Below are 2,552 nucleotides of genomic sequence, written 5' to 3'. Positions count from 1 at the left end.
TTCAGTATAGGACCTGGCGGTGACCTACTTTCGCATGGGCAAGTGCCACACTATCATCGGCGCAAAGCAGTTTCACGGTCCTGTTCGGGATGGGAAGGGGTGGTTCCCGCTCGCTATGGCCGCCAGGGTAAAAGGGTGGTCGCCGGGACTTATCCCAACAACCAGAAACAGAAGAAGCAACAACTTCAAGTCAGATTTTGCGTATCGCTCGCTCACACAGCCGAATGTCTCGACTTATAGGATCAAGCCGCACGGGCAATTAGTATCGGTTAGCTTAACGCATTACTGCGCTTCCACACCCGACCTATCAACGTCCTGGTCTCGAACGACCCTTCAGGGGAATCAAGTTCCCTGGGAAGTCTCATCTTGAGGCAAGTTTCGCGCTTAGATGCTTTCAGCGCTTATCTTTTCCGCATATAGCTACCCGGCGATGCGACTGGCGTCACAACCGGTACACCAGAGATGCGTCCACTCCGGTCCTCTCGTACTAGGAGCAGCCCCCCTCAAACTTCCAACGCCCACTGCAGATAGGGACCAAACTGTCTCACGACGTTTTAAACCCAGCTCACGTACCACTTTAAATGGCGAACAGCCATACCCTTGGGACCGGCTACAGCCCCAGGATGTGATGAGCCGACATCGAGGTGCCAAACTCCGCCGTCGATATGAACTCTTGGGCGGAATCAGCCTGTTATCCCCGGAGTACCTTTTATCCGTTGAGCGATGGCCCTTCCATTCAGAACCACCGGATCACTATGTCCTGCTTTCGCACCTGCTCGACTTGTCGGTCTCGCAGTTAAGCCATCTTTTGCCATTGCACTATCAGTACGATGTCCGACCGTACCTAGATGACCTTCGAACTCCTCCGTTACTCTTTGGGAGGAGACCGCCCCAGTCAAACTGCCTACCATACACGGTCCCCGATCCGGATTACGGACCAAGGTTAGAACCTCAAACACACCAGGGTGGTATTTCAAGGGCGGCTCCACTGAAACTAGCGTTCCAGCTTCATAGCCTCCCACCTATCCTACACAAGTCTGTTCAAAGTCCAATGTAAAGCTACAGTAAAGGTTCACGGGGTCTTTCCGTCTAGCAGCGGGGAGATTGCATCTTCACAAACATTTCAACTTCGCTGAGTCTCGGGTTGAGACAGTGTGGCCATCGTTACGCCATTCGTGCGGGTCGGAACTTACCCGACAAGGAATTTCGCTACCTTAGGACCGTTATAGTTACGGCCGCCGTTTACCGGGGCTTCGATCAAGAGCTTGCACCCCATCACTTAACCTTCCGGCACCGGGCAGGCGTCACTCCGTATACGTCCACTTTCGTGTTGGCACAGAGCTGTGTTTTTATTAAACAGTCGCAGCCACCTATTCTCTGCGACCCCTTTCAGCTCCCTCCGCAGGGAGTTCACCTAATAGGGGCACACCTTCTCCCGAAGTTACGGTGTCAATTTGCCGAGTTCCTTAACCCGAGTTCTCTCAAGCGCCTTGGTATTCTCTACCTACCCACCTGTGTCGGTTTGCGGTACGGTCAATTGTGAACTGAAGCTTAGAGGCTTTTCCTGGAAGCTTGGGATTACTCACTTCAGGTCCGTAGACCCTCGTTATCACGCCTCAGCATTGGTTCGCCGGATTTGCCTGACGATCCTGCCTACACGCTTGAACCAACTATTCCAACAGTTGGCTGAGCTACCCTTCTCCGTCCCCCCATCGCATTCACAACTGGTACGGGAATTTTAACCCGTTTCCCATCGACTACGCTTTTCAGCCTCGCCTTAGGGGCCGACTCACCCTACGCCGATGAACGTTGCGTAGGAAACCTTGGGTTTTCGGCGAGCGGGAATTTCACCCGCTTTATCGCTACTCATGTCAGCATTCGCACTTCTGATACCTCCAGCATCCTTCTCAAGACACCTTCACAGGCCTACAGAACGCTCTCCTACCATATGTACTAAGTACATATCCGCAGCTTCGGTTATATGCTTGAGCCCCGTTACATCTTCCGCGCAGGACGACTCGACCAGTGAGCTATTACGCTTTCTTTAAATGATGGCTGCTTCTAAGCCAACATCCTGGCTGTCTATGCCTTCCCACCTCGTTTACCACTTAGCATATCATTTGGGACCTTAGCTGGCGGTCTGGGTTGTTTCCCTCTTGACAATGGACGTTAGCACCCACTGTCTGTCTCCCAGGCTCATACTTGACGGTATTCGGAGTTTGCCATGGGTTGGTAAATCGCAATGATCCCCTAGCCATAACAGTGCTCTACCCCCGTCAGTAATACCTGAGGCACTACCTAAATAGTTTTCGGAGAGAACCAGCTATTTCCGGATTTGTTTAGCCTTTCACCCCTATCCACAGCTCATCCCCTAATTTTGCAACATTAGTGGGTTCGGACCTCCAGTGCGTGTTACCGCACCTTCATCCTGGCCATGGATAGATCATCCGGTTTCGGGTCTACACCCAGCAACTAAACGCCCTGTTCGGACTCGCTTTCGCTTCGCCTCCCCTATCCGGTTAAGCTCGCTACTGAATGTAAGTCGCTGACCC

At 52.5% G+C, this 2,552-nt stretch carries 2 rRNA genes (1 of these 2 cut by a window edge); both read right to left on the bottom strand.

The features are described 5' to 3' along the window. Positions 1–11 precede the first annotated feature (11 nt). Positions 12–127: ribosomal RNA gene (gene rrf, locus DFO50_RS18615) — 5S ribosomal RNA — on the bottom strand. A 111-nt stretch (positions 128–238) separates the two neighbouring features. Then, positions 239–2,552 (bottom strand): 23S ribosomal RNA (locus DFO50_RS18610); it runs 573 nt beyond the window's last position.

The organism is Microvirgula sp. AG722, assembly GCF_003269145.1.
Taxonomy (GTDB): domain Bacteria; phylum Pseudomonadota; class Gammaproteobacteria; order Burkholderiales; family Aquaspirillaceae; genus Microvirgula; species Microvirgula aerodenitrificans.
The sequence above is the reverse complement of the archived record's forward strand: the minus strand, read 5'-3'. Positions and strand labels throughout refer to the sequence as shown.